The organism is Streptomyces cavernae (assembly GCF_004023625.1).
GTDB lineage: Bacteria > Actinomycetota > Actinomycetes > Streptomycetales > Streptomycetaceae > Streptomyces > Streptomyces cavernae.
This window is the reverse complement of the sequence record NZ_ML137711.1, coordinates 184555-198184: the sequence shown is the minus strand read 5'-3', so window position 1 is coordinate 198184 and position 13630 is coordinate 184555. Positions and strand designations below refer to the sequence as shown.

The 13630-nt window shown below is 72.1% G+C and carries 14 protein-coding genes; 6 read left to right on the top strand and 8 right to left on the bottom strand.

Going from position 1 to position 13630, the window contains the following annotated elements; all coding sequences use genetic code 11:
* Nucleotides 1-22 precede the first annotated feature (22 nt).
* Nucleotides 23-889, bottom strand: coding sequence for a helix-turn-helix domain-containing protein (locus EF387_RS05790; protein WP_128375381.1), 867 nt, complete (start codon nucleotides 887-889; stop codon nucleotides 23-25).
* 288 nt (nucleotides 890-1177) lie between these two features.
* Between EF387_RS05790 and EF387_RS05785 the strand changes: the two genes are divergently transcribed.
* Complete coding sequence (locus EF387_RS05785) at nucleotides 1178-1663, top strand: ATP-binding protein (RefSeq protein WP_162467088.1); 486 nt, start codon at nucleotides 1178-1180, stop codon at nucleotides 1661-1663.
* A 140-nt stretch (nucleotides 1664-1803) separates the two neighbouring features.
* Here EF387_RS05785 and EF387_RS05780 read toward each other — a convergent pair whose 3' ends face one another.
* From EF387_RS05780 to rpmG, 5 genes are all read right to left on the bottom strand, one after another.
* On the bottom strand, nucleotides 1804-2046 hold the full coding sequence (locus EF387_RS05780) for a DUF397 domain-containing protein (protein ID WP_128375379.1): 243 nt from the start codon (nucleotides 2044-2046) through the stop codon (nucleotides 1804-1806).
* A 406-nt stretch (nucleotides 2047-2452) separates the two neighbouring features.
* On the bottom strand, nucleotides 2453-2686 hold the full coding sequence (gene rpsR, locus EF387_RS05775; RefSeq protein ID WP_128375378.1) for a 30S ribosomal protein S18: 234 nt from the start codon (nucleotides 2684-2686) through the stop codon (nucleotides 2453-2455).
* Nucleotides 2687-3841 (bottom strand): GTP-binding protein, encoded by a 1155-nt coding sequence (locus tag EF387_RS05770; protein WP_128375377.1) that lies wholly within the window; start codon nucleotides 3839-3841, stop codon nucleotides 2687-2689. It abuts the gene before it with no gap.
* Nucleotides 3841-4095, bottom strand: coding sequence for a type B 50S ribosomal protein L31 (locus tag EF387_RS05765; RefSeq protein ID WP_128375376.1), 255 nt, complete (start codon nucleotides 4093-4095; stop codon nucleotides 3841-3843). The genes EF387_RS05770 and EF387_RS05765 overlap by 1 nt, the downstream gene beginning before the upstream one ends.
* Nucleotides 4096-4100: 5 nt before the next feature.
* Nucleotides 4101-4265, bottom strand: a complete 165-nt coding sequence (gene rpmG, locus EF387_RS05760) for a 50S ribosomal protein L33 (protein ID WP_128375375.1) — start codon at nucleotides 4263-4265, stop codon at nucleotides 4101-4103.
* A 61-nt stretch (nucleotides 4266-4326) separates the two neighbouring features.
* On the opposite strand from rpmG, the gene rpmB reads away from it, so the two are divergent.
* From rpmB to EF387_RS05745, 3 genes are read left to right on the top strand one after another with little or no spacing between them, the layout of a single operon-like run.
* A complete protein-coding gene (gene rpmB, locus EF387_RS05755; protein ID WP_128375374.1) occupies nucleotides 4327-4563 on the top strand; it encodes a 50S ribosomal protein L28 in 237 nt (78 codons plus the stop codon).
* Nucleotides 4563-4868 carry a 30S ribosomal protein S14 gene (gene rpsN / locus EF387_RS05750; protein ID WP_128375373.1) on the top strand — a complete coding sequence of 102 codons (306 nt, stop codon included), beginning with the start codon at nucleotides 4563-4565 and terminating at the stop codon, nucleotides 4866-4868. Before rpmB ends, rpsN begins: the two co-directional genes overlap by 1 nt.
* A gap of 50 nt (nucleotides 4869-4918) precedes the next feature.
* The gene (locus tag EF387_RS05745; RefSeq protein ID WP_128375372.1) at nucleotides 4919-5437 is read left to right on the top strand and encodes a hypothetical protein; all 519 of its coding nucleotides are present in this window, start codon (nucleotides 4919-4921) and stop codon (nucleotides 5435-5437) included.
* Nucleotides 5438-5682: 245 nt separating this feature from the next.
* On the opposite strand, the gene EF387_RS05740 is transcribed toward EF387_RS05745, so the two are convergent.
* Nucleotides 5683-6855: a DUF2786 domain-containing protein gene (locus tag EF387_RS05740; protein WP_128375371.1), complete on the bottom strand. Its 1173-nt coding sequence runs from the start codon at nucleotides 6853-6855 to the stop codon at nucleotides 5683-5685.
* Nucleotides 6856-7023: 168 nt separating this feature from the next.
* Between EF387_RS05740 and EF387_RS05735 the strand changes: the two genes are divergently transcribed.
* Together EF387_RS05735 and EF387_RS05730 are read left to right on the top strand one after the other, a co-directional pair.
* Complete coding sequence (locus EF387_RS05735; protein ID WP_128375370.1) at nucleotides 7024-7749, top strand: Clp protease N-terminal domain-containing protein; 726 nt, start codon at nucleotides 7024-7026, stop codon at nucleotides 7747-7749.
* 195 nt (nucleotides 7750-7944) lie between these two features.
* Nucleotides 7945-9657 carry a bifunctional 3'-5' exonuclease/DNA polymerase gene (locus EF387_RS05730; protein ID WP_128375369.1) on the top strand — a complete coding sequence of 571 codons (1713 nt, stop codon included), beginning with the start codon at nucleotides 7945-7947 and terminating at the stop codon, nucleotides 9655-9657.
* A 79-nt stretch (nucleotides 9658-9736) separates the two neighbouring features.
* On the opposite strand, the gene EF387_RS05725 is transcribed toward EF387_RS05730, so the two are convergent.
* Nucleotides 9737-13387 carry an AfsR/SARP family transcriptional regulator gene (locus EF387_RS05725; protein ID WP_128375368.1) on the bottom strand — a complete coding sequence of 1217 codons (3651 nt, stop codon included), beginning with the start codon at nucleotides 13385-13387 and terminating at the stop codon, nucleotides 9737-9739.
* Nucleotides 13388-13630 lie beyond the last annotated feature (243 nt).

The following is a 13630-nucleotide window of genomic DNA, read 5'->3' as shown; positions in this document are numbered from 1 at the left end:
GAGACGTCATCGTACTTCTGTCTTATGAGAGTTGGAGCAGACCTCGGAGGAGGTCACGTGTAGCCGCCGGATTCGGGCTGTCCGCTTGCAGCCGTTCCATGGCCTTTTCATACTGTGTGACCTCCTCTCGTTTGTCGACATACAGGGCGCTGGTCATCTGCTCCAGGTACACAACATCGGAGAGGTCCGACTCCGGGAAGCTGAGCATCGCGAAGGCGCCGGCTTCCCCGGCATGCCCGCCGAAGCTGAACGGCATCACCTGGAGGGTGACGTTCGGCCGCTCGGAGACCTCGATCAGATGCTCCAGCTGACCGCGCATCACCGCACGGTCGCCGTACGGCCGGCGCAGCGCCGCCTCGTCGAGGACGACGTGGAAGTCCGGTGCGCGCTCCGAGACGAGGATCTTCTGCCGCTCCAGACGCAGCGCCACCCGCCGCTCGATGTCGGCCTTGCTCGCGCCCTTGTCCATGCCGCGCGTGACGACGGCGTGCGCGTACGCCTCGGTCTGCAGCAGACCGTGCACGAACTGCACCTCGTAGACCCGGATCAACGACGCGGCGCCCTCCAGGCCCACATACGTCTGGAACCACCCGGGCAGCACGTCCGAGTAACTGTGCCACCAGCCCGCGACGTTCGCCTCCCTGGCCAGCCCGAGCAGGGAGCCCCGCTCTGCTTCGTCGGTCACGCCGTACAGCGTCAGCAAGTCCTCCACGTCCCTCGCCTTGAAGCTCACCCGTCCCAACTCCATGCGGCTGATCTTCGACTCGGAGGCACGGATCGAGTAACCGGCCGCTTCGCGGGTGATCCCGCGCCCCTCCCGCAATCGCCTGAGCTGCGAGCCCAGCAGGATGCGCCGCACCACTGAGCCGCTCGACTCCCCTGTGGTCACCTCGACTCCTCTGCGGTCACTCGGCCAGTCCCTCCCCAACACACGTACAGAGCCCGAAGTCTGCCATCAAAACGCTCCAGCCCGTACTCGTTCGGTTACGGAAATGGAAAGGACCGGAAAGAGCCGCACCGCTTGACCGAGGAATAAATAACCTGTAACCGGCTCACACCGATGCATTTCAGGCGCGTGCACGTGCATCTGCCCTTGCATCTGCTGTACGCATTCGGAACCATGGTCCCCGCGCCACCGCTGCATCGCAACGACCGCGAACTCCCGGGAGTGCCTCGCATGGGGACGAATGGATCAACCATGCTCGAGCCTTTAAGGCAGGGGCTTCCGCCGCTCGATCCCGCGGCCGTGTCCAGCTCTGCCTCCTGCGCCCTGCCCGCCCGCTACGAAGCGGTACGCGAAGCACGGCGGTTCACCCGCCGCACCCTCGACCAGTGGGACGTAGGCGACCGTTACGACGACGTCTGCCTGGTGGTCTCGGAACTCGTCACCAACGCGCTGCGCCACGCGCTGCCCTCGGACACCCCGCGCGGGGAAGGTCACGAGCCGCCCGTGCGGCTGCACTTGATGCGCTGGACCTCGCGACTGGTGTGCGCGGTGCGCGACCCCAGCCACGACAACCCGGTGGCGGGCGCTTCGGAGGACTTCTCGGCCGAGTCGGGGCGCGGTCTGTTCCTGGTCGACTCGTTCGCCGACAGCTGGGGGTGGCACCCGCTCGCGGGCGCGCTCAACGGGAAGGTCGTGTGGGCGCTGTTCCGGCTGTGAGCCGTTCCTGAATCGACCAACGACCACCTCGCACGGCGGCACGCCGAGCGGGGGCTTTCGCCTGCCGGGACGGTGATCGGCCGTCCGGGACCGGGCACGGGACGGTGATCGGCCGTCCGGGACGGGACGCGGGACGGTGGTCAGCCGCCCGCGACCAGGTGGTCGAACTCGCCGTCCTTGACCCCCAGGAGCATGGCCTCGATCTCGGCGCGGGTGTACACCAGCGCCGGCCCCTCCGGGAAGTTCGAATTCCGGACGGCGACGCCGCCGTCGGGAAGCTGGGCGAACTCCACGCAGGAACCCTGCGAGTTGCTGTGCCGGCTCTTCTGCCAGACCACGTCCTGCAACTCCGTGGCCGCCATGCCGTTGTACACGTGGTCCACAGGTCGCTCCCCGATGGTGCAGTGGCTGTTGTGCCATGAAGGCAATGGTCAACTGCGTCGGATCATAGCTCTGATCACATGCAGATGCATGGGCAGATGCACGTGCACGAGGGGTGGTCCTGCGGTTACAGCCGGGACGCCGTCTGCCCTGAACTCGGCCTGGTTCGTTGCCTTGTGCCCAAGGGAGAGACGTAAGCGCCGCCATTCCTGTTCCATTCGCCCGGCGACCGTCCGGTGAAGACGCCCAGGGTGGCTGGATCCTTGCGGAGCGCTTCCGGAAATCACCTCTTGTCAGGGCAAGTCCGGCGGCGGATCGTCGGGGGCGATCGCGGCGGCGTCACGACGGCGTCGCGGCGGCGTTTTCGGTGCAAACGGGATGTGGATTACTTACATTGCGAAGCTCTGCCTACCGGGACGAGTAGGGCAGCAGGGCCATCTCCCGGGCGTTCTTGATCGCCCGGGTGAGGAGGCGTTGCTGCCTTGCCGTGACGCGAGTCACGCGGCGGCTGCGGATCTTGCCCCGGTCGGAGATGAACTTCCGCAGCGTTTCGGTGTCCTTGTAGTCGATGTACGTGATGCCTGCATGATCCAGTGGATTGGGGCGGGACTTGACGGCGGAACGGTCGCCCTTGCGGCGCATTCAGGCCTCCAGGAGGGAGTCGAAGACGGGCGGCAACCGCTTCCAGGCGGCCCGCCCGGCGGTGTACTCGGCATCGGTCAACAGGCAGGAGTCGAGCAGGAGTTGCAGCCCTTCGCGGTCCAGGCCGGGTGAGGTGAAGACGAGGTGCTGGCAGCGGTCGCCGTGCTCCGGGTGCCAGTCCAGCGCGGCGGCGGCCCGGCGTACGGGCGGCACCAGTTCCCAGGCCGCGTCCGGCAGGGAGGCGAGCCAGGGCCCCGCGCTCTCCACACACAGCGCGCCGCCGGCCGCGTCCCAGTGCAGCAGCGTGTCGGGCCGGTCGGCGAGCCAGAAGCGCCCCCGGCTGCGGGCCGCCGCGCAGGTCAGGTCCTCCAGTGCCGCGTACAGGCGCTCCGGGTGGAAGGGCCGGCGCCGACGCCACACGAGGGTGGCGACTCCGCAGGCGTCGGCCTCGGCGGGGAGCAGCGCACTGGCGGCGTGCTGCGCGGCGGCGGCCGCCTCCACGTCGAAGCCGGCGAACGCGGCCGCCGCGAGCTCCTGAGCCGCGATGCCCGCCGGGTCACCGTGACCGACGGGGACTCTGCGGGCGGTCGGATGGAGCTGGGTGAGCAGGGCCTGGTCCTCGGTATCACCGCCGGGCAGAACGGCGAGCACGGGGGCGTACTCGAGCTGCCGGGCGAAGGTGTCCGCGATGGTGCGCTGATCGGAGGCGGCCGCCGCGAGGCCGGCCTCCGCGAGGTCGTCACCGTTGCCGAGGTACGGCAGCACCAGCGCGGGATCGATCGCGGTGATGACTTGGGTCAGCGGTAGCCCACTGTCCGCCACCACCTCGGCCATCGCCCTGGGTTCGACCGAGTCCCACAGCTCGACGACGGCGAGGCGGGCCTCCCCCGCCGCCGCGAGCCGCTCCAGCTCGGGCACCAGGTCCTCGCGCAGTGCGCAGCAGGCACAGTCGTTGACCAGCGGCGCCTCGCCCGTCGACAGCGGGCCGCGCGCGTCACGCACCGTACGCACCACCGTGCCGTGCCCGGCGGTGGAGAGGTCGTGGTGCAACACCACACTGCCGGGCACGGCCGCCAGCAGTTGCTCGACGGCTGCGGCACGGGCCTCGGCGTGCAGCCCGCCGACGATCACGACGGACAGCTCGCCGTCCGCCATCAGCTGGCCCCGCGCTTGCCGTACCGCTTCTCGAAGCGCTCCACCCGGCCCGCCGTGTCCAGGACGCGCGCGGTGCCGGTGTAGAAGGGGTGGCTCACGTTCGAGATCTCGACGTCGACGACCGGGTAGGTGTTGCCGTCCTCCCACTCGATCGTCTTCGCGCTGGTCATCGTCGACCGGGTGAGAAAGGCGTGGTTCGCGGCGCGGTCACGGAAGACGACCGGTCCGTACGCCGGGTGGATTCCCTCGCGCATGTCGCTCAGCGCTCCTCTCGGAAGTCGACGTGCCGCCCGACGACCGGGTCGTACTTGCGCAGGGTCATCCGGTCGGGGTCGTTGCGGCGGTTCTTGCGGGTCACGTAGGTGTAGCCGGTTCCGGCGGTGGAGCGGAGTTTCACCACGGGTCGCAGTTCGTTGCGTGCCATGCTGGTATCTTACTGAAAATGGATCCCATTACCAACAACAGGTGAGGAGACGTTCGTCACCATGTCCGCCCACTGCATGCTCACCGGCACCGCACCCGGCTTCGGCAACGCGATCTCGCACTCGCACCGGCGCACACCGCGCCGCTTCGACCCGAACATCCAGCGCAAGCGCTACTGGCTGCCGAGCGAGGGCCGGTACGTACGGCTGCTCCTGAGCGCCAGGGCGATCAGGACCGTCGACGCGATCGGCGTCGAGGCGGCCGTCGCCCGGATCCGGGCCCGGGGAGTGAAGGTCTGATGGCGAAGAAGAGCAAGGTCGCGAAGAACGACAAGCGGCGCGAGGTGGTCGCCCGGTACGCCGAGCGCCGCAAGGAGCTGAAGGAGATCATCCGCCGGCCGGGCTCCACGGAGGCCGAGCGCCTCGCCGCCCAGCGCGAACTGCGCAGGCAACCGCGGGACGCCGGCGCCGTCCGCGTGCGCAACCGGGACGCCGTCGACGGGCGGCCGCGCGGATATCTGCGGGCGTTCGGGCTTTCGCGGGTCAATGTGCGGGTGCAGGCGCACGCGGGCCATCTGCCCGGTGTGCGGAAGTCCTCCTGGTAGCTTGCGGGGCGTTCAGTTCCGGCAACCTTTCCAGCCACAGGGGGACCACAGTGACTTCTGCGACTTCTGCGACCTTCCAGCGCAGGCGGGCGCGGATCGCGGCCGCGGCGGCGGGGCTGGCGGCCGCGCTCGCCCTCACCGCCTGCAGCGGCGACGGCGACGGTGACGGCGACTCCAAGGAGCCGTCGGCCACCGCGAGTTCCAGCGCGAGCGCGTCCCCCACGGCGACCGCGTCCGCCGACGGCTCGGCCGACGACGACCTCCAGGGGAGCTGGCTGGCGACCACGGACGGCAAGGCGGTGGCACTGGTGGTCAACGGGAAGCAGGCCGCCCTCTTCTCCACCGGCGGGTCCGTGTGCAGCGGGACCGCCGGGGAGGCGGCCGGGATGCGGATGATCCGCCTGAACTGCACGGACGGGAACAAGGACCGCTCCGAGGGCATGATCTCGGAGCTGGGGTCCTCGTCCATGAAGGTGGCCTGGGAGGGCTTCAAGACGGAGGAGTTCCAGAAGTCCGAGGGCGGAAAGGTTCCCTCCGGGTTCCCGACCGACCTCCCCTCCGCGTCCTGAACCCGCGGGCGGGGGCTGGGCGGGGCGGGTGACGCAAAGGTTCCCTCCGGGTTCCCGACCGACCTCCCCTCCGCGTCCTGAACCCGCGGGCGGGGGCTGGGCGGGGCGGGTGATGCAAAGGTTCCCTCCGGGTTCCCGACCGACCTCCCCTCCGCGTCCTGAACCCGCGGGCGGGGGCTGGGCGGGGCCGGGTTCGTTCGCCCCGTCCGCCCCACCCCTATCCCGTCCGTCCCGGGGGACGGCCCCTACCCGTCCCGTCCCGGAACGGCACGTCGGGAGGCGGTGCTCCGCGGGGCCGGGCCGGCCGCTCCGGTGTCGGCCCGGTCCGCCGCCGCCGCGCCCTCCGTCCAGCCCGCCGCGTCGCTGACACCGCGTACCCGCGTCGTCACCGTTTCGGGGAACATGCGGTCCAGCCGCTCCTCCACCGCCAGGTCCCGTGCCGCCAGTACCGGCAGGAGCGAGCCGTCCGTCGTCGCGGTCACCTCCGTCGCCGTCGCGGACAGGCGGTCGCCGATCCGGTGGGCGTAGGAGGCCAGGAAGGACTGGCGGAAGGTCTTAGTACGCTTGCGGCCCGCCGCGCGCTGGGCGGCCTCCGCCCTGGTCATCGCCGTGGTCGCCTGGATCAGGAGGGACGTGTAGAGGAGTTCCACGGCCTCGAGGTCCGCGTCGAAGCCGACGACCGTGGAGAAGCCGAGCGGTTCGTTCCACACCGTGCGGCAGCGGTTCGCCGTGGCGATGGCGTCGAGGAGGACCGCCTTGGCCGTTTCGTACGGCGGGTCGACACCGATACGGCAGGCACCGGGCGCGTCCGCCCCGCCCCGCGCGTCGGCGCGTGCCGCGAGGACCGCCTCGTCGATGCTGTGCCGCGCCATCAACTCCTGCGCCTTCGCGGTCAGCGCCTCGGCCTCCTCGGGGAACCCGGTGGCCTCGGCCTTGGCCAGCAGCGCCCGGATCCGGGTCAGCATCCGTGACGAGCGGGGCGCGGGTCCGGCCGCTTCGAGCGGCTCGAGAGCCGGCAGCCGCAGCAGCAGCCGGTACAGCTCCAGGACGGCGGTCGCGTACGAGAAGCGGTCGGTGCGCGGTTTCCGGTCGCCCGACGACTCGCCCGACAGCTCGGCCAGTTGCCGGGCCCAGCGCGCCGGGTGCGGCTCGCGCCGCCGCGCCTCGGCGAGGACGAGCGAGGACACCAGGCGCATGTGCGTGTCGTCGAGCTCGCGCCGCACCACCCGTACGACATCGGCCGGCCACCACCCCCTGCGATAGGCCTGGGCGACGAACTCCTCGCCGCGCCGCGCCAGTTCGGCATCTGCCTCCGGGTCGGCGGCGAGCAGGGAGGCTCCCGTGTCGAGGCCGGCGTCGGTGTCCTCGTAGAGTGCGGCCGTGAAGGCGCGTTCGACCGTGCTGCTGCTCGTACTCACCCGTTGATCGTGTCATGGGCGGGTGTCACTCCCGCGCCGATGGGTGTCGTTCGTCCACACCCTGTGGACAACTCGCCGCTCCAAGGGTTCGGCGTCACTCCGGCGCCCCCTTCCGGCCACTGTCAACCTTAGGTTGACACCCTCCAAGTGTCAACCTAAGGTTGCCTCATGACGAATCCTCTCGGCAGCACCAACCCCATTCGCCTCGACGACCTGATCGAGGCCATCAAGAAGGTTCACACGCAGCCGCTCGACCAGCTCCAGGACGCCGTCATCGCCGCCGACCACCTGGGCGACGTCGCCGATCACCTGATCGGCCACTTCGTCGACCAGGCACGCCGCTCGGGCGCGTCCTGGACGGAGATCGGCAAGAGCATGGGCGTCACCCGGCAGGCCGCCCAGAAGCGCTTCGTCCCCAAGGGCGAGACCACGGACCTCGACCCCAGCCAAGGTTTCGGCCGCTACACCCCGCGCGCCCGGAACGCGGTGATGGCCGCCCACAACGAAGCGGTCGCGGCTCGCAACCCCGAAGGCCGCCCCGAACACCTGATCCTCGGGCTGCTGGCCGAGCCCGAGGCGCTGGCCGCCAAGGCGATCACGGACCAGGGGGTCCTGCTGGACACGGTCCGCCAGGCCGCCACGGCGGCGCTACCGCCGGCCGCCGACGAGGTCCCCGAGCTGATCCCGTACGGCCCCGAGGCGAAGAAGGCCCTGGAACTCACCTTCCGCGAGGCCCTCCGCCTGGGTCACAACTACATCGGCACCGAGCACATCCTGCTGGCCCTCCTCGAGTTCGAGAACGGCGAGGGCGTACTGAGCGGGCTCGGCATCAGCAAGGAAGCGGTGGAGGCGTACGTGGCCGAGGCGCTGGCGGCCTTCCAGCAGAAGAGCTGATGCGCCGGAGCGCTTCGGGGCCGTGCGCTTGAGGCCGTGCCCTTGAGGCCGTGCGCTTGAAGCCGTGCCCTTGAAGCCGTGCCCTTGAGGCCGTGCGCATCGAGGCCGTGTGCTCAGGCCGTGTTCGGCGGCGGGCGCGCGAGTTGCCGGCCGCCGGGCGGGTCCGTTGTCAGACCCTCCTGCGACACTCGCGGCATGGGTGACCGCTGGGCTCTCGCACCGGCCGAGGACGGAGGCGTGGAACTCGCCGCGCTCGGCCCGGACGGGCTGCCCACCGGGCCGGTGCTGCGCGAGCCGGACCTCGTCGAGGCGGTTCGGCGACGGCCCGATGTGACCCGGTGGGTCTGGCGGTCGACGGCCGAGGTGTATCCGCAACTGCTCGCCACGGGGGTGCGAGTCGAGCGGTGCTACGACGTCGAGGCCGCCGAGGCGCTGCTGATCGGTCACGAGGGCCGGCTCGGGGAGCCCCGCTCCGCCGCCGCGGCGCTGGCCCGGCTGCGTGGCGGCCCGGTGCCCCCCGATCCGCCCCTTCGCGCCGCCGAGCCCGGCTCTCAGTCCTCCCTCTTCGAACCGCGCCCCGTACGGCTGCCGCTGACTGACCTGCTCGCCGTCTACGCCGAGCAGCAGCGCCGCCATGACGTGGCCGAGCACCCGGACAGGATGCGGCTGCTGACCGCCGCCGAGTCCGCGGGGATGCTGGTGGCCGCCGAGATGACCGCGGCCGGACTGCCCTGGCGCGCGGACGTGCACCTCGACGTGCTGCGCGAACTGCTCGGCGAGCGGTACGCGGGCGGCGAGCCGCGGCGGCTTGCCGAACTCGCCGACGAGGTGTCGGCGGCGTTCGGCCGACGGGTGCGGCCCGATCTGCCGGCCGATGTGGTGAAGGCGTTCGCGGAGGCCGGGATCAAGATCCGCTCCACCCGTCGCCGGGAGCTGGAGACCATCGACCACCCGGCGGTGAAGCCGCTGGTCGAGTACAAGAAGCTGTACCGCATCCGGGTCGCCCACGGCTGGTCCTGGCTGCAGGACTGGGTCCGCGACGGGCGGTTCCGGCCGGAGTACCTGCCCGGCGGGACGGTCAGCGGGCGCTGGGTCACCAACGGCGGGGGCGCGCTGCAGATCCCCAAGGTGATCCGGCGGGCCGTGGTCGCCGACCCGGGCTGGCGGCTGGTGGTGGCGGACGCCGACCAGTTGGAGCCGCGGGTACTGGCCGCCATCTCCCGCGATCCGGGGCTGATGGACGTCGCGGCCCGGGCCACCGACCTCTACCAGTCGGTGTCGGACCACGCCTTCGCCGGCGACCGGGACCAGGCGAAACTCGCCGTGCTCGGCGCGGTGTACGGACAGACGTCCGGGGACGGCCTGAAGAACCTGGCCGCACTGCGGCGGCGCTTCCCCCGGGCCGTCGCCTATGTGGACGAGGCGGCGCGGGCCGGGGAGGAGGGCCGGCTGGTCCGCACCTGGCTGGGGCGCACGTGTCCCCGGGCGGAAGGGGCCTCGGACGCCGTGGACGAGGCCGGAATCCCGCAGGACGACGAGGGGGCCCTCGAATACACCCCCGGCTACGCCTCCACGGTCCCCCAGGCTCTCGACTCCGCCCGCGCAGGAAGGCACCCCCACCGCGCGCGAGGCCGCTTCACCCGCAATTTCGTGGTGCAGGGCAGTGCCGCCGACTGGGCCCTGCTGCTGCTCGCCGCGCTCCGCCGCACCTGCGCGGAACTCGCCGCCGAGCTGGTGTTCTTCCAGCACGACGAGGTGATCGTGCACTGTCCGGCCGAGGAGACGGACGCCGTGGTGGCGGCGATCCGGGAGGCGTCGGAGCTGGCCGGACGGCTGACCTTCGGGCAGACGCCGGTGCGTTTCCCGTTCACGACGGCTGTGGTCGAGTGTTACGCGGACGCCAAGTGAGGTGCGCGGCCGGTGCCGTGAGCCGGGTGTCTCCTGCCGCGTGCCGCGTCCCGCGCGGGACCGCGCCCGATCTTGTGCGTCATCCGGGGCCGCCGTTTCCGGGTGCCCGCTCGTCGGCGTCGGCCAGGAGGCGCCTGAGTTCCGCGACGACGGGGCTGTCCGTGCCGTCCAGGGCGGCGAGGGCCAGCCCCCACTGTTCGTACGCCTCCCGGGTGCGGCCGGCCGCGTGCAACAGGAGGCCCTGCTGGTGGCGGGCCAGGCCGCTCATATAGCGGTCGGCGCGCCGCTCGGCGCGTTCCAGCAGGCCCGCGCACTCGTGCGCCGCCCGCTCCGCGCGGCCGAGCCCGCGCAGCGCACGGACGAAGCCGAGCCGGGTCTGCGACTCGCCCTGCCAGTCCTCGTTGTGGGCCAGGAGCCGCAGCGACTCCTCGAAGGAGTCCACGGCGGCGGCCGGTTCTCCGAGGGTGAGCCGGGCGTAGCCGACGTTGCAGTGCGCGGTCTGCCGGACCAGGTCACTGCCCACGACCTCGCCGAGCGCGAGGCTCCGCTCGTGGTGGGCGATGGCGGCCCGTGCGTCGGTGTGCTCGTAGAGGTTGCCGAGGTGGCTGAACGTGACGGCCTCGCCGTACTTGTCGCCCAGGGACCGCGACAGCTCGAGGCTCTGCCGCAGCGCGGCCTCGCTCTCCGCGTACCGGCCGAGACCTTCGAGGAGCAGGCCGCGATTGTTGAGGCAGTTACGTACACACGGGTCGACGCCGAGCCGGCGCCAGAGCGCGAGGCCCTGGTCGTTGAGAGCGAGCGCCTCGTTCGCGCGCCCGGACAGGAAGTGCAGCCCGGCCCGGTCGGTGAGCGCGAAGGCCTCGGCCGCGTCGTCGCCGAGCGCCCGTGCGGCCTCCAGCGCGATCCGGCCGAGCACGTCCAGCTCACCGAGCCGGCCGGTGCGCTGCAGATAGGGGAAGAGGCAGCGGACGAGAGCGGGGACGAGCCGGCACGCATCCGGTGCCCCGTCCCGTTCCCCCGCCATCCCGTCCACAGCCGTCAGCGCGGCCTCTACCGTTCTGCCGGAGTCCACCGGCCCCACCGTCGTCCCACCGGCCGCGGCAGTCCTCCCGGCGTCCGCCGAACCACCGGCCTCCACCGTTCTGCCGGCCCCCGCCGCTCCCGCCGTCGTCCTCCGGCCGGCCTCCACCGTCCTACCGGCGTCGGCCGACCCAGCCGCCGTCCCACCAGCCGTCGGCGTCCCACCAGCCGTCGGCGTCCCACCAGCTGCCCTCGCCCCACCGGTGTCCGCCGTCCCACCGGCCGCCGTCCCGGTCATGCCTGACGTGGCGCAGTACTCGACCAGCGCGACGATGTTCGCCAACTCTCGGTCGCCCCAGGCGAAGGCCTCCTCGGCGGAGGCGAACGGCGGCGCGGCGGCCGGGGTGCCGTCCAGGTCCAGTTCCGCCTCCGACAGGCGCAGCCGCTCGTCTCGCTCATTGCCCGGGGACTGGATCGCCAGCATGCTCTGCCGGGCGGAGTCGGCGTACCAGTGCAGTGCCGCCCGGACCACGGACGGCGTCGGTGCGCCCGGAGATGGCGGCGTCGCGGTCTCGCGTGCGAAGTCGCGTACGAGGTCGTGCGGCGCGTACCGCCCGTACGCCGTCTCCTCCAGCAGGGCCACGTCGACCAGCCGGTCCAGCGCGGCCTCGGCGCGGCGCTCGTCGGTGCCGGTGAGCCGGGCCAGCAGCGGCGCTCCGTAGACGGGCAGGTCCAGCGTCCCGATCCGGCTCATCGCCAGCGCCGCGTCCCGGTCCACCTGGCGTTCGGAGGAGTGCAGTGCCTCGAGGGCGACCGCGAGGGACCTGCGTACGCTCAGGTCGTCGTACTCGAGGTGGTGCAACCGCCCCCCGGTCGCGGCGAGTTGCCCGGCCAACGCGTCCGGGGTGAGCGCACGCCGGGCGGCGAGCCGGGCCGCGACGATACGCAGGGCCAGCGGCAGCCGGCCGGTGAGTTCGACCAGCGGATGTCCGCCGTCGAGGCCGGCCCGCCCGGACACGGCACGCAGCAGCGCCGCGCTGTCGTCGTCCGAGAGCGGCGTGAGCGGAAAGCGGTGCGCCCCGTCGAGCGCCGTGAGCGGCGACCGACTCGTCACGAGCACGGCGCAGCCCGCACCGGCGGGCAGCAGCGGCCGTACCTGGGCCGCGGTCGCGGCGTCGTCCAGCACCATGAGCGTGCGGGTGGGCGCGAGCAGGGACCGCAGCAACGAGGAGGCCTCGTCCGGGTGTTCCGGGATCCGGCGGGGGTCGGCACCAAGGTCGCGCAGCAGCGCGGCGAGGGCCTGGCCGGGGGTGAGCGGTGTCATGCCCGGCGTGGCGCCGTGCAGGTTCACATACACCTGACCGTCGGGGAAACGTTCACGCAGGTCATGGGCCACATGCAGGGCCAGGGCGCTCTTGCCGACACCGGCCATACCGCTGATCACGGCGACAGCCGTGGGCGCGTCCAGGGACCGGCGCACGCTCGCCACCACGTCACCGCGACCGGTGAAGTGGGCGGGCGCGGGCGGGAGTTGGGCCAAGGGGGCGGGCGCGGAGCCGGAAGCGGGCGGCCCGGCGTCGGCGGCGGCGGCGTGGTCGGCGGCCTGGTCGGAGACATCGGCCGTGTCCGGTTGGACGGCGGCGGGATGAGCCGGGGTGCCGTCGGCGTGCCGGCGTGCCACCGTTCGTGGGCCCCGAGGGCCCCTGCCCGCGGGGTCGGCGCCCTCGCGATAGGGCTCACCGCCGTTGGCTCGGGCACCTCCGGCACTTCCACCCCCGGCACCTCCGGAACGCTCAGCACCTCCGGAACGCTCGCCGCCTTCGGAACCATCCCCGCTTTGTGGTTTCGGTCCGAAACCACCCACGCCTCTGAAACCACCGGCGCCTCCGAAGGAACCGTCCGCGCCTCCGGCGCCCCTGCCTCCGCGTGGTCGCGCTCCCACCACGCGCCGCGGCGCACCCGGGTCCCGCAGGATCTCCTGGTGGGCTGCCCGTACGGCGGGCCCCGGCTCGATGCCCAGTTCCTCGACGAGCCGTGCGCGCAGGTCGCGGTGGACCGCGAGCGCCTCGGCCTGGCGACCGGTCCGGTGCAGTACGAGCATCAGCTGACGGTGGAAGGCCTCCCTCAGCGGGTGCTCGGCGACGAGCGCGGCGAGTTCGGGGCCCAGCCCGGCCAGCCCTTCGGGGGTGTCCGGCCGGGCGGGGTGCAGTTCGGCGTCGTAGCGCCATTCCAGAAGCAGTAGCCGGGCCTCCTCCAGGCGGGGTACGAGCGCGTGGCCGCCGAGTTCGCCGGGCAGCCCGCTGAGCGGGCTACCGCGCCACAGCTCCAGCGCCGCCGCGGCCTCGCGCGCGACCTGCTCCCAGTCACCCCTGGCGTGCGCCGCGCGCGCCGCCGCGACACGGCGCTCGAAGATGCGTACGTCCAGTTCCCCGTCCTCGACCCGCAGCCGGTAGCCGGGCGGTACCGCGCGCAGCCGGTCGGGATCGTCGAGCAGTCTCCGCAGCCGCGTGACGTGGTTCTGCAGCGACGCCTGCGCGGAGGCCGGCGGGGACCCGCCCCATAGGGCGTCCTTGAGGGAGTCGACCGAGACCACCCGCCCCGGTTCCAGCAGCAGTGCCGCGAGGAGCGCCCGTATCTTGGGGCTGCCGACCGGCCGGGGCGCACCGGCGGCGTCATAGATCACCGTCGGTCCGAGAAGCCCGAAACGCATCCCGTCGCCCTGCTGCCTTCCCGCGCCCTCCGGCGCCTCCGAGCCATCCGACGTCTTTCGGCCACCCTGAACACGGCTCTCTCATGAGTCGTTGGCCTCATGTTAGCGATCGGTTGGCGCAACCTGATCTGATCAACGCATCGGATCTGGCCCCGACGGTGCGCGCGTAGTACGCGCAACTCGGGGGAGTGTCGCCGCCGTGGCCGGATCCGGCGGCTTGAACGGGCCCTGGTCGTCGGAGGT